Below are 21,920 nucleotides of genomic sequence, written 5' to 3'. Positions count from 1 at the left end.
TGTGAGCTTGGGCGGACGGAACTGCCCCTTTTTTCCTCATTGTCTCAGAGCCATCCCATAACGGCCATCAAGCACTTGCAAGCCTTTCGCCTTTAAGCCAATGTAAGGCCAGCCTTTATGATGAGAATCTATTGATGAAGTTGAAATATCCTTGTGCCTTGGTCGCCCTTTTTCCGCTATCGGCCATGGCCGCACAACCCGACGGTTTAATGGCCGGGGTGTTTACTATACTGGTGCTGGGTGGTTTTACTCTGGTTAACCTGCTACTGCAGCTATTTTTTTACTTCAACGGCCAATATAGCCGCCCTGGGTTTGTCCGCAGCCATATCTATTGGGCCTTGCCCATTCCGCTCATGACCCTGTTACTTGTCCTCTGGGATCATGCCTCTGTTGCCGATCTCAGTATGAACTTCGGTCTGGTGTTGATAGCCGTGGCACTGGCGTTGCTGCCACTGCAACTGAAAAACTCGGCCAAGGTCGCCGGGGCTCAGGCCGGTTGGCGCTTGCTGGCAACCTCTGCCTTATTGTTGCTGCTGGCCAATATCATCTGGCCACTGACTATCCCGGCGATGCTTATCGCCTGGAGTGCTAGCGATTGGCAACAGCGTAAAGAAAACGGCTTTAAGCTCAGCCGGATAGTGTTACTGCTGACGGCGCTGGGGCTGACACTGTATGAAGGCTTTCAGGCCTGGCAACACTTTTTTGGTAGCTGATTTTCGAAGCCTGATTTTCGGAGCCAAGTTTTCGAAGCCTAAGTAGGGTCTGATATCCATCAAAAACCAGGAAATATAATGAAAACTGCCGCTCTGCCCAGTGATTTTCCGCTACTCGATGAGGTGCGAGCCTGCACCCTGTGCCGGGATAAACTGCCATTGCCGCCCAAGCCGATACTGCAGGCCCACCCTGACGCCAGGATTTTAATCGCGGGGCAAGCGCCCGGCAGAATAACCCATGAACGTGGCCTGCCCTTTGACGATGCCAGCGGCGACCGGCTAAGGCAGTGGCTGGGGGTGAGCCGCGAACAGTTTTATAATCCTCGGCTGTTTGCCGTCATTCCCATGGGATTTTGCTATCCGGGAACGGTTGAAAAACAGGGCCGCAAACAGGGAGATATGCCGCCGAGGCCAGAATGCTCAGCCACCTGGCACCCAAGGCTTTTTGCCGCCTTGCCCAATATTGAGCTGACACTGATCCTTGGCAAATACGCCATGGCCTGGCACCTCAAGGGCAGTCCGCTGGCCAAGGCGCCTGTCAGTACCGCCGTGGCAGAAGCTGATTCGCTGTGGCCGACAAAACTGGTGCTGCCTCACCCGAGTCCGCGTAATCGCCTCTGGTTTAAACAGCATCCCGAATTTGAGCAAAACCTGTTACCCAGGCTCAGGCAGAGAGTCACCGAGTTACTCGCACATTAGAGGCCCACATGTATTTTCTCGACGCCGCGACCGCGCAGCAGATAGTGGATCGCACCATGAACATCATCGACCACAATATCAATGTGATGAACAGTCAAGGGGTGATCCTCGGCTCTGGCGACAAACAGCGACTCAACAGTGTCCATGAAGGCGCCCTTCTGGCCATAGCCCAAAACCGCACTGTGGTGATAGATGAAGGCAGTCGCCACAGCCTGCACGGCGTCAAACCCGGGATCAACCTGCCGCTGCACTACCACGGCAAGATAATCGGCGTTGTCGGCATTACCGGTAATCCGGCAGAGCTGCTGCACTATGGTGAGCTGTTGAAAATGACTGCCGAAATGATGGTCGAGCAAGCCAACTCCCTCGAGCTGGATCTCTGGCATAAACGCCAGCGGGAAGAGTTTATTCTGCAACTGCTGAAACGTGACAGTTATAGCGAAAGCGATTTTTGTGCCTGGGCCGCCCAGCTGCAGATAGATCTGCAAAAACCCAGAGTTGCCGCCGTGATAGAACTCGCCAAAGGCGAAAGCAAGGCCACTGATCTCAAGGAGATCCAGCGTTTACTCGAGTATCCGCAAAGGGACAACCTGGTGGCCATGACCGCCATGGATCAGTTGGTGATCCTCAAACCCGCCTTTCTCGATGGTCGCAGCTGGGATCCGGCGCTTGAGGATCTGCGAATCGAGAAACTGCTTGCCCGTTTGCCCGCCGACACCCAGGGCCGACTCAAAATCGCGCTGGGGCATTTCTTTCCCGGTGAAGGCGGTATTCGGCGCTCATATCAAACCGCGCTGGAAACCCTGAGATTAGGGAAAAAGCGCGCGCCGGAAAAGACCAAGTACCTCTATCAGGATCACGCGCTGGCAGTATTGTTGTCCGGGCTGGTTAATAGCTGGCGCGGTCAGGAGCTGGCAGCGCCCTTTCGCAAACTGCAGCAACATGACAAAAAGGGGCTGTTGCTGCGTACACTGAGCGCCTATCTGCAACACTTCGGTGACCAGCAACAATGTGCCAAGGCATTGTTTATTCACCGTAATACCCTGAGATATCGCCTGGAACGTATCAGTGAGATCACCGGCATAGAGCTGCAAAGCCTGGATGGATTGCTGCAACTCTACCTGGGAGAGGTCCTCAGTCGTCTGGAACACAAATAATTGTGCATACGCACAAAAAACTAGCCACTTTCAGGGGGGAATTCCGTATTTTTCCCTAAAGCCATCACGGCGCGGCAACTGGGATAATAATCGCCAGCCCGCCTTCGCGCCGGCGCCCCAACCCCTACATAAATAACGACCCAATAAGGGACACTTATGAGCCTGGTACTAGTACTATTGGCGGTGATCATCTTTATTGTCATCGCCACCTCAACATTTAAACTACACCCCTTTTTGACGCTACTGCTGGCGTCATTTATCGCCGCCTTCGGATTCGGCCTGCCCGCCGGGGAAATCGCCAAAACCATCAGTGGTGGTTTTGGAGGTATTCTTGGTTATATAGGTCTGGTGATAGTCCTGGGAACTATCATAGGCACAGTGCTGGAAAAGAGCGGCGCGGCCATCACCATGGCCGATGTGGTCATCAAGGTGCTCGGGCAGCGCTTCCCGACTCTGACCATGTCCATCATAGGTTATATCGTTTCCATCCCAGTGTTTTGTGACTCGGGCTTTGTGATCCTCAACAGCCTGAAACAGTCTCTGGCCAATAGAATGCAGGTTTCCAGCGTTGCCATGAGCGTTGCCCTGGCCACCGGCCTCTATGCTACCCACACCTTTGTGCCGCCCACTCCCGGCCCGATTGCCGCCGCCGGTAACCTGCAACTGGAAGCCAGCCTGGGGCTGGTGATTGCAGTAGGTATTCTGGTTTCTGCCGTTGCCGCCTTCGCCGGTTTACTCTGGGCCAACCGCTTTATGAACACTGAGCCGGATGGCGAAGGCGCCGAAGAGCTCAAGGCTTCTGCCGAAGAATTTGAAACACTCAAGGCTGCTTATGGCAAACTGCCAAGCCCCTTGGCGGCGTTCTCACCTATTTTTGTTCCTATTTTGCTGATCTGCCTTGGCTCTATCGCCGCCTTCCCCTCCAAGCCCATGGGTGAAGGCATGCTGTTCAGCCTGTTCCATTTCCTCGGCCAACCGCTCAATGCCTTGATGATAGGCCTGGGGCTGTCACTCTTGCTGCTCAAGGGCGACAACAAGGTCAAAGAGTTTTCCGATCGTATCTCACAGGGCCTGGCTGTTGCCGCCCCCATACTGCTGATTACCGGGGCCGGCGGCGCTTTTGGCGCTGTGATCAAAGCCACGCCTATCGGTGACTTTATCGGTACTTCACTGTCGGCTCTGGGTATAGGTATCTTTATGCCCTTCCTGGTGGCAGCGGCACTGAAGTCGGCTCAAGGCTCCTCCACAGTGGCGCTGGTAGCCACTTCGGCTCTGGTGGCCCCCATGTTGGGTGATATCGGCCTTGGCAGCGAAATGGGCCGGGTGCTGACCGTCATGGCCATAGGCGCCGGAGCCATGACAGTGTCCCACGCCAACGACAGCTTTTTCTGGGTGGTTACTCAGTTTAGCCGTATGAGCGTAGCCCAGGCCTACCGGGCTCAGACTATGGCGACCCTAATTCAGGGGATCACCGCCATCATCTTCGTCTGGCTGCTTAGCCTGGTTCTGCTCTAAACTCTTCCCTTGCTGCTGCCGGTTTCACCGGCAGCCCGTTGTACAGGAAATCAGATGAAAATAGTGATAGCACCGGATTCCTTCAAGGAAAGCCTGAGCGCTCTCGAAGTGGCCAATGAAATTGAAGCGGGCTTTAAACTCAGGCTGCCGGATGCCGAGTACCTCAAAGTGCCGGTGGCCGACGGCGGCGAAGGCACAGTGCAATCTATGGTCGATGCGACCAACGGTCACCTGGTCGAGCTTGAAGTCTGTGGCCCACTCGGACAAGCTGTGAAGGCCCATTACGGTATTCTGGGTACAGAAGGCACTCATGGCGCCAAAACTGCAGTTATCGAAATGGCGGCCGCCTCCGGGCTGCATCATGTCAGCCCGGCGCTTCGTAATCCAAGGCTCACCACAAGTTACGGCACCGGCGAGCTAATTATCGATGCCATAGAGCGTGGCATTCGCCACTTCATCATCGGCCTTGGCGGCAGTGCCACCAATGATGGCGGCGCCGGTATGGCCAAGGCGCTGGGCGCTAAACTATTGGATAGTGCCGGGCTGGAGATAGGCCCGGGCGGGGCGGCGCTCGCGGCCTTGGCAACACTGGACTGCAGCCAACTGCATCCGGCGCTAACTGACTGCCATTTTGAAGTGGCCTGTGATGTGGACAACCCTTTATGTGGCGAGCGCGGCGCTTCGGCGGTATTCGGGCCGCAAAAGGGAGCCACTGAGGAAATGGTCGCCGAGCTTGACGCCGCCCTCGGCCACTTTGCCGATATCCTGGCTCAGAGCGGCTTTGAAGATAAGCGCCTGCAAAGTGGTGCCGGCGCCGCCGGTGGCATGGGACTTGGGGTGATGGCATTTCTGGGCGCCGAGCTGCGCCCCGGTATCGACATAGTCATGCAGGCCGTCGGGCTTGATGCCAAACTCGAAGGCGCTGCATTGGTTATCACCGGCGAGGGACGCATAGATGGACAAACCATCTATGGCAAGACACCCATGGGAGTTTTGCGCCTGGCAAAGGCGCGCAATATTCCCGTGATTGGTATTGCCGGCTGTCTAGGCGTGGGTTCAGAGCTGGTGCTGGAGCAGGGAATGAGCGCCATTTTTGATATCATTCCCTCGGCCTGCGACTTGCCCAAGGCGCTGGCCGAAGCCAGAGCCAATCTGCAGCGCACCTCAAGCAATATCGCCGCGCTGCTGGCTCTGCAACTGAATAACGCCAATTGATTTTTCGCGGGTCAACCTCTGTGGCCCGCCGCTTTTTCGTTTCAGTTTCAACTTGTCTGACCGCAATCCTTGCAGTAAAGTGAGCTGCCATTTCAAGACCTGTGCAGACACAGGCAGATACAGTGTGAGACCAAAGCCCCATGACCGCCAGCAAGCAACGCCAGGCCACCGCCTCAGAAAACTCTCTGATGCGTATCTTTACCGTGCCCGAAGCACCGGAATCGACCCTGAGCCGCATAGAGCAGGCATTGTCTCAAGATCTCGCCGGTTTCCTGACCCAGAATATCGCCGCACTGGAAAAGCCCCTGAGTGAAATCGAAAAGGATTTCCAGGTCTTTGAAATCCCGCGTCAACCCAGATTTGTTTCTGACTACACTGAAGAGATGATGCAAAATTTGGTGGCGCATTCAGTACACACCGCCGCCCCCAGCTTTATCGGCCATATGACATCGGCGCTGCCCTACTTCGTGTTGCCCTTGTCGAAAATGATGGTGGGCCTGAATCAGAATCTGGTCAAAATCGAAACCTCCAAAGCCTTCACGCCCTTGGAGCGGCAGGTGCTGGGGATGATGCATCACCTCATTTATGGTCAAACCACCGACTTCTACCACCAGTGGATGCACAGCGCCAATCATGCTCTGGGAGCCTTCTGCTCCGGCGGCACTGTAGCCAATATCACCGCCCTGTGGATTGCCCGCAACCAACTGCTCAAGGCTGACGGTGAATTTCGCGGCATCAATCGCGAAGGCTTAGGCGCGGCGCTCTGCCACTACGGTTGGAAGAGCCTGGCGATACTGGTGTCCGAGCGCGGCCATTACTCCCTGGGCAAAGCTGCCGATCTGTTGGGCATTGGCCGGGATAACATAGTTTCAATCGCGACCGATGCCAACAATAAGGTCGATGTTGACGCCATGCGCGAGGCGGCCACCAAGCTGGCCCGGCAGGGCATCCGAGTCATGGCGATAGTTGGCGTCGCCGGCACCACAGAAACCGGTAACATAGATCCTCTACCTGAGCTGGCCGAGTTGGCAACCGAGCTCAATTGCCACTTTCATATTGATGCCGCCTGGGGCGGGGCCAGCTTGTTATCCAGCAAATATCGCCATCTGCTCAAAGGGATAGAACTGGCCGACTCAGTGACCATAGATGCCCACAAACAGATGTATGTTCCTATGGGTGCCGGTATGGTGCTGTTCAAACAGCCTGAACTGGCGCGGGCGATAGTGCATCATGCCGAATATATTTTGCGTAAAGGTTCCAAGGATTTGGGCAGCCAGACTCTGGAAGGTTCCCGCCCCGGAATGGCCATGCTGGTGCATGCCTGCATGCAGATAATCGGCAAGGAAGGCTATGAAATACTGATCAATAATTCGCTGGAAAAGGCCCGCTTCTTTGCCGGCTTGATTGAGCAACACAGCGAATTTGAACTGGTGAGTGCGCCCGAGTTGTGCCTGCTCACCTACCGTTGGTGCCCCTCTTGGGCACAAACTGCTCTGAGCCGGCAATTGGCCCAGGGCAATCTTGAAAAGGTCAAAGAGATCAATGGTATTCTTGATGACCTCACTCGTGCCATCCAGAAGAAACAACGTGAACAAGGCAAATCTTTTGTGTCCCGCACCCGGATCCAACCCGCCCGTTATCACAGAGAAACCGTGACTGTATTCCGGGTGGTGCTGGCCAACCCGCTGACCACAGACACCATACTGGCAGATGTATTAAACGAACAAACTGAGCTGGCAGCTTCTGAAACCGGGCTACTGCAGGTGCTAAAGCAAGCCTGCAACTAAACATTTATTGAGGGCGATGCTGAGCCACGCCCTGCATGCCGTTTTCCCGCACCCGCACGCCTTTGAGCAGCCCCACTATCATCTCGGTGGCATTCAAGGGCGCCATCTGCGGAAAGTCCTTGATCTCTATCTTGCCGCTGATCTCCATATGAGCGTAACGGACACTGTTGATTTTGCTGTCAGTGCTGACCCAGGTGAACTCCCGCTGGGTATCCGAGTACTTACCATCACTGATAAACAGCCGCCCTTCCCGCCCGGCCACCTTGGTCTTGCTGCTGGCGAAAAAGGCCATCATACCGCTGTAGCGGCTCAGTTCCTCTTTCAAGCCCTTTTCTTCGCCTTTGCCATACACGTTTACGATGATCTCAAACAGTGAATCTTTTCCGTTAAAAAACTCCGCCTGATAGTTTTCGTGATAAGAGCCTTCCTTATACGCGCTCGTTGGATAAGGCCCTGAAGGGGTAATCGGTGGCTGAAGATTGGCGATCAAGATATTTCTTTGCAAACAGACACCCGCCTGCTTATGCGGCCAGGGCTGATATTCAATCTTCTCTATCGCCTGACGCATCCATTGCAGCCGCTGCTGCAATATCTCATCCACATTGGGGGCATTACGGGCAATGAATTTGTTAGCACGGCCATCAATGCTGAGCCCCAACTGCTGCTCCGGAAAATCCTTGAAAAAGAAGCTGGCAAAAAAATGCTTGGCGTCTGGATCTTTGTTTAACTTTCTGCGGTCTTTATAGTACACCACCGTTTTCAAGTTCGGCTCCAGGTCTTTAATTACATACTCGGTGGGTGAATGCTTTCCATCTTTACTACGCAATTCCTCCACATACTCCAGCCATTGCTCAAGCCTATGCTCACCGGTGATCACCCCTTGCTTTTCTGCCTTATCATCCTGATGATAGATATCGATAGAAAACTGCGGTTGACCATAACCCGAGGTGAGCAGTTGCATCTCTTGGGGTAACTCAAACTCAAAACGGCCCACACAGTGTTTGGTAAACACCATACCGGCCGGTCTTGGCGGTATCTCCTCGGCGTAAGTCAAAAGCGGAAAACCCGCACAAACTAGGCAGCAGGGCCACAGCTTTCGCCGCAGTAAACTTAAGGACTTCTGGCATGCTCTTATCAAAGGTTTCTCCCTTTCGCTCCTATCAATAGTTCCAACCTTTCATTCTTATAGCTAGTCCTTCACTCCGACCATGCCGTTTTCTCTAACCCGCACGCCTTTGAGCAGCCCCACTATCATCTCGGTGGCATTCAAGGGCGCCATTGCAGGAAAGTCCTTGATCTCTATCTTGCCGCTGATCTCCATATGGGCATAACGGACACTGTTGATTTTGCTGTCGGTGCTGACCCAGGTGAACTCCCGCTGGGTATCCGAGTATTTGCCATCACTGATAAACAGCCGCCCTTCCCGCCCGGCCACCTTGGTCTTGCTGCTGGCGAAAAAGGCCATCATCCCGCTGTAGCGGCTCAGTTCCTCTTTCAAGGCTTTTTCTTCACCTTTGCCGTACACATTCACTAACACCTTAAACATTGAGCCTTTGTCTGCACCATTAAAAAACTCTGCCCCATAGTTTTCGTGATAATCTCCGAGTTCGTCTTTGAGTGGCTGAAGATTGGCAACTAATAAATTTCTTTGCAAACAAACGCCCGCTTGCTTATGCGGCCAGGGCTGATATTCAATCTGATCTATCGCCTGACGCATCCATTGCAGCCGCTGCTGCAATATCTCATCCACATTGGGCGCATTGCGGGCAATGAATTCATTGGCACTGCCTTCAACACTGATCCCCAACTGCTGCTCCGGAAAATCCTTGAAAAAGAAGCTGGCAAAAAAATGCTTGGCGTTTGGATCTTTGTTTAACTTTCTGCGGTCTTTATAGTACACCACCGTTTTCAAGTTCGGCTCCAGATCTTTGATAACATATTTGGTCGGATAGTGTTCGGCGTCTTTAATACGCAACTCCTCCACATAAGCCAGCCATTGCTCAAGCCTATGCTCACCGGTTATCACCCCTTTCTTTCGGTCGGTATTGTTCTGATGATAGATGTTGATAAAAAACTGCGGCTGACCATAACCCGAGGTGAGCAGTTGCATCTCTTGGGGTAACTCAAACTCAAAACGGCCCACACAGTGTTTGGTAAACACCATGCTCGCCGGCCCTTCCTGCATTTTTTCCGATTGCGCCATCACAGCTTCTCCCTGCCAAAAACAAACCATTGCCAGACTGCCGAGCAGCCCGCGTTTAATCATCTTGCGATAACCCTCAGCCATCTCTACCCCTTGAATTTTTGGTGAATATCCGGCAGCCAAGACTGAAGCACACCGACCATAAGCTCCCTGACATCGGGGCAATTGTAAAACCCTTGGTGATCCTGGGTCGCCACCAAGCCGATAGTCTGCACCCCTTTGGGATACTTGCCCGCGCCTTCATGCACAGTACCATCACCCTTAGCCGTCTCGCTACCCAACCTGAAGCTGGCACTTTGAGCCCTAGGCGGCATGTGGGCATGCTGATAGCCATAGCGGTTCTGCTCCATCCAGCTCTTTAACTTGTCTTGATGCTCCGCCAGTTCACTGCGGCTCAGCAGCTTGACTTCGCCCTTGACAGAGAGCCAGTCATGGTTTTCATCGCCTATGACTTGCCAGCGCTCCACCGCCGCCGTCTCCAGCCCCGGGGTCAAGCTGTTCTGCAATTGCCACTCACAGGTATCAAACGCCTTGGTGTCCGGGTTATTGCTGTAGAGTAGTGTGGTCGTTGCGTGAAAGTTAGCCGCCAGTTGGTCATGAAATTTCTCACAATCAGCGATGCGCTCCCTAAATGCATCCTTATGTTTTTCCAGCTGCTCATCGGTTGGATTGGCCAGCTCAGGTGCCAACAAGGGAGGCTGCACCAGGCTGTACCAGGTATCGAAACGGCGGTAGAAATCATAAATGCCACTGCCATAGCCTATCTGCAACAGTTCTCGTTTTTCCGGCTGTTTCGCCGGATCCTTATTGACAAACAGCCACTCCCCCTTATTGGCCGCATCCACATAGAGCTTATTGGGCATCAACTCCAGTCCGCCCTGACAAAAGCCCAGTATTGCCGTGGTATCGGCGGCGTTCTTGCCCAGCACCATTTTGACGACCTGCCCCAAAGCACCGTGGCCGACGGCGCCGCAGCGAAACTGAAAATAGGTGGAGGGGCTGCCGTGGGTTGGCATAGCGCCATGGATAACAGCTTCGACTTGAGATTCCAGGCCGCTTAAGATAAAGCCGGCGCGGGAGGCGTACCCACCCATTGAGTGGCTGATGACCACAAACTTAATATCGTCCCTGGTCAGCCCCAGGTTATCGCCTTCTTTATCTTCCTTGAGTAACTGCGTCCTGAATTCCTCAAGTTTATCCTTGAGTCGCTCTCCGGCCACTTTATTGCTGAGCATCCAGTTATAGCCCACGGCAAATACCGGAAATTGCAGCCCGGGATACAGGCGTTTAAATAATGGCTCCTTCGACTCAAGATATCGAAGCAGCGGGCCGTAACTGTCCCACAGCACTTCGCCCCAACCCCGACGCTTTTTGAGTTCCATCTGCGACTTGGGTACTGAGGTATAGACCCTGAAATACTTATCGGTGCCAGGATCAACCTCCAATAAACGATCATCCCGATCGATAATCGGCCTTTTTTTATACTCCGTGTTACCATCAACCAACAAGGCCTTACGTTGCACTGGTCCGGCAAAAATCAAATCTTTGATCCGAGGCCAGGCGGCGGCTTTGGTTCGGTACTTACGGCCGGTTTCCGCTATTTCGCGTCCCTTTTCCTTTATCCCTATCCACTTTCGATTAAACCATTTACCTATCCCCTCAAAGAAACCATCATCATCGTCCGCCTGCGCCGCAGCAAGCTCGGCTTCACGTTCGGCCTTCAGCTCCATGGCGGTACTGCTGGGACCACTGAACTTTCCCCCGGCAGCAGGATCCCATACTGAGTCGCCACTCTTTTTATTCATCAATCGGGTGCCCATAATGCCGGGGACGAACACCAGCGCCACAATACCCTTGCGGCATTTACAATCAGCGTTACAGCTCATAACCAGACTCCATGGTAGAAGATTGCTGTTCCTTGGCCCACTGCAACAAGATAGCCGCTCGTCCTGAAGGCAAGCCGGTCTTGGTGACTATGGCACTCACTTCCGGGTCATCGAGTGACACTTGTGCCAAAAACAAGGCCTCGGCCACCAAGCGCAGATGGCCCAGCTCGGTGAATCCATATTGATAAGCCTGACTCACTTGCTGCTCGAGCCAGTCATAGCATGCCTGCCCATCTGTTGGTGGACTTTCCAGTGATAACAGGTGACGTGCGAGGGCATGGATCTGGTTTCGCCTTTGCCAGTTTGGCATCGCATCCATGATTTCCTGACTCAATTCCCAGCTCATTCGCTTCTCCTTAAGACACTGTCAAGGCAGCATCTCCCTGAATGACTTTGCCGCCATGGGCCGTGGACGCACCCTGCAATACCACGGCGATGCCATTGACGGTCAAACTCGGATGTCCCTGAACCAGGGTATCTGGCCCGCCAACCTGGCAGTCACACTTGTGCCCGGTTAAGGCCACAGGAATACCGTTGACCGTCAGAGCACTTTCTCCCTGGTTTATCGGTCCACCAACATGAGGGGTATTGCCGCTGAACATAGGGCAAATATGTTGATGTCCTTTCAAAGCAACCGGAGTCCCCATATTAATCCTCCTTAATCGATATCGCCTGGCAGCCGTATCCGTCCGGCTCCCTTTGCCAATTCAGCCAATGGCTATTGAAACGAAAGGGGTTAAGCGATGCATAGAGCACTGACCCCAAAGGCTCAAGAAATGCATCTCTTCTGGCCTGCGTTTCTTCGGTTAAATAATGATGTAAGACCCTGGGGTCGTAGAAACGAAAACGAGTAGTTTCACCATCAGGCTTGACGGCATACAACCTTTGCCCCAGTGCTTCTTTCAGTGACTGCAGGGCTAGCTCACTCTTGCACCACAGCGCGCTGTGGCCATGGGTGTCTTTCTCCAGCATCAGTTGTATCAGCTCATCCTGTCCCGCAAGATGGAGTAACCAAGGGCCGTTATCCACCAATGCCTGATCCCGGTAATCAAACAGGCTATGACACTCGGCTCCGGCCCCTTTGGCAAACCACAGGGGCTCTGGGCATAGCGCTGCATCCAAGACCAAGTAGTTGGGCCCAAACGCCTTGAGGCTATTTTCCTTCACCATAGTCATACTGTTATTCTCCGCAATCGGGACAAAGATCGACTATCGGGTTGCCCTCTTCTGCGGCACTCTTCAGCGTCGCCAATTGGGGCTTGGCCCCGGTTGTCACAGCCACTGGCCCCTTGAGCTTGATATTGGGAGCTTCGAGAGTGATCCCGCCGGAATCTATGAGTATCTTGCCTCCTGGCCCCTGAATAGTGACTTTCTCCGAGCCATTGAGGGTGAGCGACTTGGTGTGCACCAGTACACTTTCACCGGCTTCCAATAACACCTTTCCCTCAACCTTCTGGGTGTAATGGCCGCCCACTTCCAAATCGTGATTGGCTCTGGAGTACTCGTGACGACGATCCATGACTTCGAGGCGATAATGACGCTTGATCAGGGTTTGCCTGTCTCTGGTCACTTCCAGCTTTTGATCCTGACCAATCAATGCCTGCTGATCTCGACCTATTTCCAGAAACTCATCCTGCCCCACGTTCAGGCGCTGATCCCGTCCTATGTGCTTTTCTCTATCGTTACCCACCTGATAGTGCTGGTCGTGGTTGATTTCCAGCTTATGGTCTTTCTGGGCATGCAAATAGATGAGCTGATTTTCGGCGGCATCCTCAAAACTCAACTCATTGAATCCCGGCCCCTTGTGGGTTTGGGTCTTGAGCACGGTTTTGGTTTTGTTGGTCGGCAATACATAGGGCACAGGATTGGCAGCATGGTATGTGCGACCGGTAATGATAGGTTGGTCCGGATCGCCTTCAAGAAAAGAGACTATGACCTCATGACCAATGCGTGGAACCGCCATAAAACCGTACTGACCACCGGCCCACCCCTGGCTGACACGAACCCAACAGCTGCTGTGCTCATCGGCCCGGCCATATCTGTCCCAGGGAAACTGCACCTTGACCCGGCCAAATTCATCACAAAAGATCTCTTCATTATCCGGCCCCACGACAATAGCCATGTGTGGCCCTGTCACCAAGGGTTTGGTGGCCGGAAGCGGTAACCAGGGAAGGTGCCCTTCAATGGCAAGTAATTCATTATCATATTGGGTCGGGGTGGTACTGTTACCTTCTTCTGCTGCGGCGCCCTGTACACCATGGTGTTTCACGGCAACCAGCAACCAATCACGGTTAAACGCCGCTTCTGGATGTTCGCCCAAGTTGAACTTGATACCGGCACCGGCATCAACAATATCGGACATTGCCGATGCCATTTGGGTTTCATTCCGTAACGCCTGCAATCTGGCGCGCGTGAAAAGCTCTCCCTGGGCGTCATCCTTGTAACGCCCAGGATAATCATAGTGCTCATAAAGCACTTCAGATCCCGCTTGCTGGAAGTCGAGCTGATTGGCAATATCATCCTGTAAAAAGCTATAAGCGGGCTTTTTGAAGCTGTAATCCTTGAGTTCGGTCTTGGCACTCGCCAGTTGCTTGGCGTAACTGAAGCTGCGGACAAAAGGCACTTCGCTGTCACCGCCGCTCAAGGCGTTATAGGGGAATAGTTGTTTGGCCGCTGGCAGCTTGCTGGTGGCATCACAGAAAATCAGCGTATGTTTGTCGTCACTGAATTCGAAATACCAAAACACCCCGGCCTCAGCCGCAAGACGGGTGATAAAGTCAAAGTCCGACTCCCGATACTGAACACAGTATTCGCGCTTTTCCGACTCGTAGCGTGCATCCCAACTGAAGGCATAATCACTGATACCCATTTCATCAAGCAGGGTGCTGAAAATCTGTTTGAGGGACTTTTCCTGAAAGATACGGCTGTTTTGTCTCAGCCGCAGCCGCGCCATGGCAGGTTCCATGGTCAGCTTGTATTGGGTCTGTTTATGGCCCGAGTCTTCCTTGGCAAAGCGACTGATTATGCCGTGAAAACTCCTGACTCGAACACCGTCCTGCCAAATACTCAAGACGCCATTCTTATCGACTATCTGCTCGGCAGTAATATCATCCCTGCGGCTCAGTAATATCAACTCTCCCTTGAAGGGCGAGGACAACTGCTCATCAAAATCAAACGACAGCAGGTTGAAACTATCGTCCGCCTCCGCTTCTGCCTTGAAATGAAACCGCAAACCACTGCCAAGATAAAACATAGCCGGTATCCTTGTTCGAGTTCGTCCTGACTCTAATCCGATAGAATCACTCTTTTAATGTCATCGAAAACCTATTTGCAAAACCTTTACATCAGATAACAAGAGGCGCCCGGCTATCAGCCGGAACACCTCTTAGAAAAACAGTTGCTGAATGAATTATGCTTCGATGGGCTTGCGCCAATCGTCGGCTCCAGAGGTTCCGGCGCTGACGTGATCCCAGTCTATCTTGCGATAAGCCATGGACACTTCAACCAACTGAGTAAAGTCAGCCTTATTGGGATCCTGGCAGTGAGGCATATTGCAGTTGATATCTATGATAGTGGCGCCTTCCAGCTTGGTCGTGAAGAAGTGCTCTTGCTTACCTTCGATAGAAGTGCGGTACCACTTGAGCTCAACCTTGGTCAGTTTCTCACCGGAAGAGAGCGAGTTGTACATCAAGGGAACAGCTTTGTTCAGCGCGACGGTGAACTTGAACGGCTTGTGCACACGCTGACCGGAAGGCATGCCGGACTGAGGGTCGGTTGGCACAGTCACAATGTGATTGAACTCCTGAACCAACATCTCGTCTTCATGACCTTCCACAAAGATGTCACCGACAGATTCCGCAGTAAAGGCGCCGGCAGTTAGGTTGCCCTGAGTTTGGCCTTCGATAGAGATATAACATGGTGTTGGCATGATAAATTCCTTTTTAAAATTCACTGAGGTTTGGATTAACCTTCCTAGCTAAGGCAACCTTCGTGCCAAAATTTAATCAATTGATTTCGTTACTGTTTAAAAAATAGCCTAATTGGCTGGGCAAAAAATTGCCCGAACTTGAGCAAAAAATTGCCCGGCGGGCAAGAAATTGCCCAATCAGTCAGTCATACCTTAAAAACTTATTTTTTGCTGCTTTATGGCGGACAAGATTGACCGTCGCAATCCCTCTCTTACCGGCACGGGTATGTGTACAGAATATCCAACGCAAGGTCCCGGGTTAATATGCCGGATAATATGCGAAATAGAGAGCCCGGCAGAGGAATAATGATGAGCGCCATAGACATAGGTCTGACCTTGGTGAGCCTTGAACACTGGAGCCTCACCTGCCTCATGGCAACTCAATAGTATCTGTATCAAGTCAATCATATTTGTCGTGTTACCTCTCTGTCTCGGCCAGTTGATAAGTTAGATGGAAGTAGGAGATTGGACATTTTCATGAACCAAGATTTGATAATCAGCGGACTTTGGCTATCTAATCCATCATCATGGCCCCTGCAACTGCCGTGCTAAACTGCCGATTCGCATTGACATTTAGCGAGAAATATAATTCCATACCAATAATCCATCCAATTGTTTTTAAAGAAAAATGATAGAAGTAAAATGTTTTACATTTTTTGCCACACAGAAGTTACGCGCATCGGATATAACAAAAATAGTGGAGGATAAACATTACCCAATCATAGAAATTGGCGGTTTAGAGCTATCTCCAAGCATAAGACTCACATGTACCAACCCTAATATAAACGAGTTTGATGCTGATGATATGTTAGGAGGGTTCTTTTCGGATCTATTCGACTCTATCAATAATGAAATAATAGAAGAGAATGGCAATGTAATTATAAAATCCATTTTTGTCCTACAATTCGATGTTGATTGTCCTATATCACTACATGGCGACGAAATAACCTACAAAGAAGGAGAAAGAGATTACTCATATAAAGTATCACCTTCTTTCTGTAGAACAGACTTTCCACCATTGACCGATTCGATAGAGATTAAATCAGAAAAGAAACTCACAATAGAAGAAGCAGTTAAAGAATTGATAATGTAATGAATGGGTTGATGCGCTTATTACCGGGTAAAGACATCTGTAATGAGGTCGCCCTGAGTTTGAGCATCGATATAGGTACAAGATAGAGTTGGTTTGATAAATTTCTTTTTAAAATTTACTGGGGTTTGGATTAACCTTTATATCCAAAGTGACCTTTGCGCAAAACTTAACCAATTAATTTAGTTACAGTTTAAGACTTGGTCTAACTGTGTGGGCCCCTTTTCACTCAATCATACCTTAACACTTATTCTTGTTGTTTCATGGCGGCCAGGATTGGCCGTAACAATCCCCGGTAGTCCCCCATCCAGGTGGCGCAAGACTCAGGATTTTGCGACCAAAGCCATTTGAACCGTCAATTCAAACGGGCATTCGGCACCACTCCGGGCCAATTTGTTCAAACAGAAAAATCATCAAGATGGAGTCAAGATTGACCATACACAATCAGCAATCATCATGCGTTCAGGAACTTAACCGGGGCCGCGAATTTTTACGGGGTACCCTGGCGGTAATGCCACTGACTTTAGCTGTTATCCCCTGGGGAATATTGGCCGGCTCGCTGGCACTAGAAACCGGCCTCAGCGCCGTAGAGAGTCAAGCCATGAGCCTATTTGTTTTCGCAGGCTCGGCGCAATTGGTCGCCCTCGGAATGATAAAGGCAGGTTCAGGCCTACTGGCCATTTTGGTTACCACGGCATTAATCACCTCGCGTCATCTGCTGTATGCCATGGCGATGCGTCCAGCCATCAGCCCCTTGCCACTGCGCTGGCGCCTGACACTGGGTTTTCTGCTCACGGATGAACTCTTTGCGGTGGCCAATCAAAGCAAGGAAAGTACCCTTAGGCCCTGGTACGCCCTGGGAGCTGGTTTGAGTTTTTATCTTGGCTGGAATCTGGCAACCCTGGCCGGAATTCTCGCCGGCAGCTCTATGGATAATCTCGGCTCTTTGGGACTGGATTTTGCCATCGCAGCCACCTTTATCGCTTTGGTGGTGCCGAGGATAGTCAATGTTGCCACCGCCTTATGTGTGCTCACTGCCATGTTGCTGAGCGTCCTGTGTGAAGCACTGGCAATCCCGGGAGGCCTGCTGATCGCCGCCGTAACCGCCATGGCTGTGGGGTATCTCTATCAAAGCCTCTTGGGCAGCAGTCCAGTTAAACCGGTTGAGACAACACAAGATAAAGGCGAGGAGCAGGCATGATTTGGGTAACCATATTGACCATGGCGCTGTTGGTAATACTCAGCCGTTATTTACTGCTTGAGCCCGGGCTGCCGATACGGCTTGGCAAGAAAACCCTGGCTTTCCTTGGCTTTTCGGCACCGGCGGTATTAAGCGCCATCTTTGCCCCCATAGTGTTTCTGCGAGACGGCGAGTTGCAACTGAGCCTGAGCAATCCCTACCTCAGCTGTGCCCTGCTGGCGGCCTTACTGGCACTGCTGACCCGCAACACCCTGCTGACCACTATCGTCAGCATGGCGGTGTTTTTCTGGATTTATACCCAATAGCATCAGCGCTGTATGAGGACGAACATTTTGCTCGATACGCTAAAGAAGCACCAAGACGATTTATACTGCAATCCACCGGCAACGGAGGCGCAAATCGATCAGTTGCTTAATGTCTGGGAATCTATTCCACCAGGTTCACTGCCCCGCGACTATCTGGATTTACTCAGGTATGCCAATGGCATCCAAATTAACAATGTCATCCTTAACTCAATCGACGAACTATTGCACTGCAGCCTGGAGCAGGATGACTTTTTACAGCTGGGCCATGAAGGCAACCTGGACAGCATAGTGTTTCACCTCCCCAGTGCCGAATACCGGGTAGTGAATTTTTTCGACTTACGGGAAACCTTTGAAAGCTTTGATTACCTGAAAGATTTGATAGCTTACCTGTTGCAGGAGCAAGGAATAATGTCTTAGGGGAACTGACATTTTGAATGTTCAAAGTTGGCTTTTCACGCCAGCGCCCTGTCGGTCAAGCGTCAGTAAGATCAGCTTTCGCCCTGGCTTTGCTCCTGTCTTTGATAGTCATCCTCCATACGGCGGACAAAGTCCTCCATCTCCTGGCCCGGGGTAATGGGGAAACGCTCCGGCAACTGTGACAGATTAACGATACGGTCGACCCGAAAGGAGCGAAAGTCGTCTCTCAGTTCACACCAGGCCAACAAGGTCCAGGTGCCGCGCCAAAAGTAGATAGCCAGCGGCCTTATTTTGCGCTGACTGGCAATACCTTTTACATCCTGATAGTCGAGCAACACAAAGTGGCGCAGCCTGGCGGCAATACGCAGTGGGTCAAGATAAACAAACTCTTGCTGATCCAGATAGAAGTCCGGTGAGAACATCAAACTCTGCAGCGCCCGCAAACGCTCAGGCACCACGGCTTCAACCTTGATAAGCGCCTGTTTTGCCGCCTTGCCCAGCTCATTGCCGCCCCAGGTCTGCACCATACGGATCCCCAATTGAATCGCTTCCAGTTCGGCCTCATTGAACATCAACGGCGGGACACTCACCTCCTGACGCAGCAGATAGCCAAGCCCGGCCTCCCCTTCGATGGGGATACCACTGAGACAGAGATCCTGAATATCCCGATAGATGGTTCTAACAGAGACTTCCAGGCGCTCGGCCAATACGGCCGCAGTGGTCAAACGGCGGTGGCGCAGGATCTGCACTATTTGAAACAAACGGTCGGCGCGGCGCATGACTTAATACCATTCCTTATAGATGTTTGATTTGACTTCCAAAGTTTGGCTTGAAACGCCAGGCTTACAGCGCTGACCAATGACGATTTATCCCAATACACCATGCATTGCCCTACTAGCCTGCCACCCTTTCATTCTTGCTAACTGAGTAAACGCCTATGCGCTATGGTATTCATTCAAGCAAAGACCGACATTGCGTCGGTCCCGATAAAGATAACAGCGCTGAGCTTACAACTGCATGGCCCACAAGCCAAGTCGGTTGCCTTCGGAATCGGCTATTTGGGCACAATAGCCGCATTCACCTTCCTTGATGGGCATAGGTGGCAAGAGGATTTGCACACCCTGTGCTTCCAGCTGACCTATGGTGGTACCCAGCTTGTCACCCAGGTGGAGGTAAACCACGGATACCGTCATTGAAGGGGCCATCTGCGGGTGTTTAATCAGCCCAAAGCAAGCGGTATCACCACTGGTGCGGCTGACGCTGACATACTCACACTCAGGCATAGGGTCTGCAGCCCCAGCACCTCTTGATAAAAACGCTTGGCGCGAGCCATATCGGCAACCGGGATCTCACTCCAGACCAAAGGGATTTCTGCTGACATTTTCACATCTCCATGTTGATTCAGTTGTGGCAGGAGGACCATCCTCCGCCGTCCTGACAAGCTTGGCTCTCAGGACGAAAACAAGTATGCACTGGTGCTGCTGACAACCTGTTGTCAGTAGTCTGAGCGAAAACATCAATAAAATTCGCATGGGAATAAGCATGACCTAAGGAAGGTGCGAATAAGTCCTCGTGGCATTCTCTTGATGTAGAGAGTGGCTTGCACAGCAATTGGCGCTCAAGGCATCTGACTGAAGGCATGCCGGGGCCTGTCAAAGTCGGATAACGCAGAGAGCCTGTTGCTGTGAAAGCCCCAAAGGGCGTGGCTTACAGACCTGCCTGCTGTGTTCTGCTTCTTGCAAAGGACTAGGGCCATTTGCCACAAACCACGCCTTGCATCCAGGTACGTAAGCCGACGCAGAGCACACATGGGACTTGTTCGCACCTTCCCTAAAAGGCCCGCAGTGCGGGCCTTCATCTATCTTCTCAGCGGCTTTCCGGGCAGTAGGTTACTTGGGCAGTGACGCCTGATGGCCGCTGACGAAGGCATCCAGCGCAGCTCTGGCCCGGCTTTCGGCATCTGCCAGGCTGTCGCTTGCCTGCATAGGCTCAACCACCTCGTAATAACACTTGATCTTGGGCTCGGTTCCCGAGGGCCGCACTATCACCCGGGCACCGCCTTCAAGGTGGAAGGTCAGCACATCACTGGCCGGTAATTCAATGATCTCCCGCCGCCCATCGGCGTAACGTCGCTCGGCCGATTTGAGATCCTCGGTCACCAATACTGCCATGCCCGCAATAGACTCGGGGGGATTGGCCCGCAGATGGGCCCCGATATCCGGCGTTCCCGGCTTGAGCGCTATGCTCACCTGAGTATTAAGGTGCAAACCATAGTCGCGATAGATCTCTTCCAGTCTGTCCCAGATGGTTTTGTCCTGCGCCGCCAGCTCGGCTGTCAGCTGGGCAAAAGCCACCAGCGCCGACAGGCCGTCCTTATCCCATACCATGCTGCCCACTGTGTAGCCCAGCGCCTCTTCATAGGCGAACAGGAATTTATTGCTGTCGCTCTGGCGCTGCATACCAACATTGGTGAGCCACTTGAAACCTGTGAGCGTGGTATAAAACTCACCGCCCTTGGCCTTGGCGATTTTGGAGAGCAAGGTTGAAGAGACTATGGTGGTTCCCAGCAGACGCTGATTGGCCGGCGCCTTGGACAACAGATAGTGGCCCAGCAAGGCCCCCACCTGATCGCCGGTGAGCATTTGGTATTCGCCATCATCACGGCGCACTGCTACCGCCAGCCTGTCGGCATCCGGATCGTTGGCACAGGCCAGCAACGCCTGATGCTGCTTGGCCTCGGCGATCACCAGATCCATGGCGCCCTTCTCTTCCGGGTTGGGGAACTTAACCGTTGGGAAGTCTCCGTCCGGTTTTTCCTGGGCAGCGACAGAATAAACCTGAGTAAAACCGGCATCCTTGAGCACTGTCTTAGCCATTTCTGCGCCAACACCATGCATGGCGGTATAGGCCAGGCTCACCCTTTCGGGCGCCGTTTTGTGCTGCAAGACTTCGGCATGGAACACACCGCGGCGATAGTCCTGATAGAAATCATCCTGCAGCCAGATGAGTTTACCCTGCTTGGTGGCTTCACTCTGCTCCAGCCAAGGCAGCTCTTCGTTGGCAGCCTTGTCGATGCAGGCTGCAATACCTGAGTCGTGTGGCGGAATGATCTGCGCGCCGTTACCCCAATAGACCTTGTAGCCATTGTATTGCGGCGGGTTATGGCTGGCGGTCACTACGATACCGGCGGCGGCTTCAAAGTGTTTCACCCCAAAGGCCACCAGTGGCGTGGCAGCTACTTTGGCGGTGAGTCGCACCTTAATTCCCATGGCGGTCAACACACTGGCGGCATCATGGGCGAAGGTACGTGAATCATGACGACCATCGAAACCTATCACCACACCGCGGCTGGCGGCATCCTTGACCTGGGCGAGCAGATACTGCCCTAGGCCCGCGGTGGTTTGACGGATAACCAAACGGTTCATCCGCATGGGACCGGCGCCAACCACGCCCCTGAGACCGGCGGTACCGAAGGCCAAGCGACCGGCAAAGCGAGCGGACAATTCAGTTTCATTGCCTTCGGCTTTAAGACTCAACAGCTCATCCCGGGTTTTAGGGTCGGGATCTATCTCCAGCCAATGTTTCAGTTGCAGCTCCAGATGAGTATTCATAGGTGGCCTCTTTGATAATCAGTTTCATTCCAAAGTAAGAAAAACTCGGGTCCGCGACAAGTGAATTTGCATTAATTTTATGATTTTGTTCGGACTTTAACGTAGGCCCTCCTACTTAAGTCAGCCCTTTGCCATCCGTATGGGGTGTTTGCAG

At 52.5% G+C, this 21,920-nt stretch carries 23 protein-coding genes; 11 read left to right on the top strand and 12 right to left on the bottom strand.

Annotation, left to right across the window (positions count from 1 at the left end; translation table 11 throughout):
• Window positions 1-134 precede the first annotated feature (134 nt).
• The 6 genes from CBE72_RS17800 to panP all read left to right on the top strand — a co-directional run bounded on the left by CBE72_RS17800 (window position 135) and on the right by panP (window position 7,086).
• Window positions 135-713: a hypothetical protein gene (locus CBE72_RS17800; protein ID WP_100145452.1), complete on the top strand. Its 579-nt coding sequence runs from the start codon at window positions 135-137 to the stop codon at window positions 711-713.
• Window positions 714-791: 78 nt separating this feature from the next.
• Entirely contained in the window at window positions 792-1,412 is a 621-nt protein-coding gene (locus CBE72_RS17795; RefSeq protein WP_100145450.1) for a uracil-DNA glycosylase family protein, read from the top strand.
• Window positions 1,413-1,420: 8 nt separating this feature from the next.
• Window positions 1,421-2,569, top strand: coding sequence for a sugar diacid recognition domain-containing protein (locus CBE72_RS17790; RefSeq protein WP_039033869.1), 1,149 nt, complete (start codon window positions 1,421-1,423; stop codon window positions 2,567-2,569).
• A 156-nt stretch (window positions 2,570-2,725) separates the two neighbouring features.
• Complete coding sequence (locus CBE72_RS17785) at window positions 2,726-4,084, top strand: GntP family permease (protein ID WP_025886739.1); 1,359 nt, start codon at window positions 2,726-2,728, stop codon at window positions 4,082-4,084.
• A 54-nt stretch (window positions 4,085-4,138) separates the two neighbouring features.
• Window positions 4,139-5,299, top strand: coding sequence for a glycerate kinase (locus tag CBE72_RS17780; RefSeq protein ID WP_100145448.1), 1,161 nt, complete (start codon window positions 4,139-4,141; stop codon window positions 5,297-5,299).
• Between the two features lie 140 nt (window positions 5,300-5,439).
• The gene (panP, locus tag CBE72_RS17775; RefSeq protein WP_100145446.1) at window positions 5,440-7,086 is read left to right on the top strand and encodes a pyridoxal-dependent aspartate 1-decarboxylase PanP; all 1,647 of its coding nucleotides are present in this window, start codon (window positions 5,440-5,442) and stop codon (window positions 7,084-7,086) included.
• Between the two features lie 4 nt (window positions 7,087-7,090).
• Here the strand turns inward: panP and CBE72_RS17770 are convergent, their stop codons facing one another.
• From CBE72_RS17770 to CBE72_RS17735, 8 genes are all read right to left on the bottom strand, one after another.
• Complete coding sequence (locus tag CBE72_RS17770) at window positions 7,091-8,140, bottom strand: hypothetical protein (protein WP_157929109.1); 1,050 nt, start codon at window positions 8,138-8,140, stop codon at window positions 7,091-7,093.
• 135 nt (window positions 8,141-8,275) lie between these two features.
• Window positions 8,276-9,373, bottom strand: coding sequence for a hypothetical protein (locus CBE72_RS17765; RefSeq protein ID WP_100145442.1), 1,098 nt, complete (start codon window positions 9,371-9,373; stop codon window positions 8,276-8,278).
• Window positions 9,374-9,375: 2 nt separating this feature from the next.
• Window positions 9,376-11,175, bottom strand: a complete 1,800-nt coding sequence (locus CBE72_RS17760) for a lipase family protein (RefSeq protein WP_100145440.1) — start codon at window positions 11,173-11,175, stop codon at window positions 9,376-9,378.
• Window positions 11,165-11,521, bottom strand: a complete 357-nt coding sequence (locus CBE72_RS17755; RefSeq protein ID WP_096141319.1) for a hypothetical protein — start codon at window positions 11,519-11,521, stop codon at window positions 11,165-11,167. Before CBE72_RS17755 ends, CBE72_RS17760 begins: the two co-directional genes overlap by 11 nt.
• Window positions 11,522-11,531: 10 nt before the next feature.
• A complete protein-coding gene (locus CBE72_RS17750) occupies window positions 11,532-11,822 on the bottom strand; it encodes a PAAR domain-containing protein (RefSeq protein ID WP_025012114.1) in 291 nt (96 codons plus the stop codon).
• Window position 11,823: 1 nt separating this feature from the next.
• Entirely contained in the window at window positions 11,824-12,351 is a 528-nt protein-coding gene (locus CBE72_RS17745) for a DUF4123 domain-containing protein (RefSeq protein WP_093982729.1), read from the bottom strand.
• A gap of 4 nt (window positions 12,352-12,355) precedes the next feature.
• Entirely contained in the window at window positions 12,356-14,428 is a 2,073-nt protein-coding gene (locus CBE72_RS17740; protein ID WP_100145438.1) for a type VI secretion system Vgr family protein, read from the bottom strand.
• A gap of 156 nt (window positions 14,429-14,584) precedes the next feature.
• Window positions 14,585-15,103, bottom strand: a complete 519-nt coding sequence (locus CBE72_RS17735) for an Hcp family type VI secretion system effector (RefSeq protein WP_025009852.1) — start codon at window positions 15,101-15,103, stop codon at window positions 14,585-14,587.
• A 667-nt stretch (window positions 15,104-15,770) separates the two neighbouring features.
• Between CBE72_RS17735 and CBE72_RS17730 the strand changes: the two genes are divergently transcribed.
• The 5 genes from CBE72_RS17730 (at window position 15,771) to CBE72_RS17710 (ending at window position 18,155) form a co-directional block, all read left to right on the top strand.
• Complete coding sequence (locus CBE72_RS17730; RefSeq protein ID WP_100145436.1) at window positions 15,771-16,235, top strand: hypothetical protein; 465 nt, start codon at window positions 15,771-15,773, stop codon at window positions 16,233-16,235.
• A gap of 308 nt (window positions 16,236-16,543) precedes the next feature.
• Window positions 16,544-16,666, top strand: a complete 123-nt coding sequence (locus tag CBE72_RS17725) for a helix-turn-helix domain-containing protein (RefSeq protein ID WP_308419683.1) — start codon at window positions 16,544-16,546, stop codon at window positions 16,664-16,666.
• Window positions 16,663-17,433 carry an AzlC family ABC transporter permease gene (locus CBE72_RS17720; protein WP_243891476.1) on the top strand — a complete coding sequence of 257 codons (771 nt, stop codon included), beginning with the start codon at window positions 16,663-16,665 and terminating at the stop codon, window positions 17,431-17,433. The genes CBE72_RS17725 and CBE72_RS17720 overlap by 4 nt, the downstream gene beginning before the upstream one ends.
• On the top strand, window positions 17,430-17,738 hold the full coding sequence (locus tag CBE72_RS17715) for an AzlD domain-containing protein (protein ID WP_100145430.1): 309 nt from the start codon (window positions 17,430-17,432) through the stop codon (window positions 17,736-17,738). The genes CBE72_RS17720 and CBE72_RS17715 overlap by 4 nt, the downstream gene beginning before the upstream one ends.
• 27 nt (window positions 17,739-17,765) lie before the next feature.
• On the top strand, window positions 17,766-18,155 hold the full coding sequence (locus tag CBE72_RS17710; RefSeq protein ID WP_167387694.1) for a hypothetical protein: 390 nt from the start codon (window positions 17,766-17,768) through the stop codon (window positions 18,153-18,155).
• Window positions 18,156-18,226: 71 nt separating this feature from the next.
• Here the strand turns inward: CBE72_RS17710 and CBE72_RS17705 are convergent, their stop codons facing one another.
• The 4 genes from CBE72_RS17705 to CBE72_RS17695 form a co-directional block, all read right to left on the bottom strand.
• Window positions 18,227-18,934, bottom strand: a complete 708-nt coding sequence (locus CBE72_RS17705; protein WP_100145426.1) for a helix-turn-helix transcriptional regulator — start codon at window positions 18,932-18,934, stop codon at window positions 18,227-18,229.
• A gap of 228 nt (window positions 18,935-19,162) precedes the next feature.
• Window positions 19,163-19,438 carry a VOC family protein gene (locus CBE72_RS17700; protein ID WP_229671932.1) on the bottom strand — a complete coding sequence of 92 codons (276 nt, stop codon included), beginning with the start codon at window positions 19,436-19,438 and terminating at the stop codon, window positions 19,163-19,165.
• Complete coding sequence (locus CBE72_RS20475) at window positions 19,375-19,536, bottom strand: VOC family protein (protein ID WP_229671930.1); 162 nt, start codon at window positions 19,534-19,536, stop codon at window positions 19,375-19,377. Before CBE72_RS20475 ends, CBE72_RS17700 begins: the two co-directional genes overlap by 64 nt.
• Before the next feature lie 508 nt (window positions 19,537-20,044).
• Window positions 20,045-21,766 (bottom strand): phospho-sugar mutase, encoded by a 1,722-nt coding sequence (locus CBE72_RS17695; RefSeq protein ID WP_100145424.1) that lies wholly within the window; start codon window positions 21,764-21,766, stop codon window positions 20,045-20,047.
• Window positions 21,767-21,920: the final 154 nt, after the last annotated feature.

It is taken from the genome of Shewanella carassii, assembly GCF_002777975.1.
GTDB lineage: Bacteria > Pseudomonadota > Gammaproteobacteria > Enterobacterales > Shewanellaceae > Shewanella > Shewanella carassii.
Note: the sequence above shows the minus strand (reverse complement) of the source record. Positions and strands in the feature narration are given on the sequence as shown.